This is a genomic window from Citrobacter sp. Cf088 (assembly GCF_030334295.1).
GTDB lineage: Bacteria > Pseudomonadota > Gammaproteobacteria > Enterobacterales > Enterobacteriaceae > Citrobacter > Citrobacter freundii.
The window spans coordinates 1-218 of sequence record NZ_JAOWEE010000028.1 but is presented as its reverse complement, the minus strand read 5'-3'; the positions used below and the strand labels follow the sequence as shown (position 1 = coordinate 218).

The following is a 218-nucleotide window of genomic DNA, read 5'->3' as shown; positions in this document are numbered from 1 at the left end:
GGGTGATTAGCTCAGCTGGGAGAGCACCTCCCTTACAAGGAGGGGGTCGGCGGTTCGATCCCGTCATCACCCACCACTTCGGGTCGTTAGCTCAGTTGGTAGAGCAGTTGACTTTTAATCAATTGGTCGCAGGTTCGAATCCTGCACGACCCACCAATGTAAAAAGGCGCCCTAAAGGCGCCTTTTTGCTATCTGCGATTTGTAAGATTCGAACCTGC

2 tRNA genes are annotated in these 218 nt (G+C 52.8%); both read left to right on the top strand.

Annotated elements, in window-relative coordinates:
• Nucleotides 1–76, top strand: a tRNA-Val gene (locus tag OGV71_RS02050).
• Between the two features lie 4 nt (nucleotides 77–80).
• Nucleotides 81–156 (top strand) — tRNA-Lys (locus tag OGV71_RS02045).
• Nucleotides 157–218 lie beyond the last annotated feature (62 nt).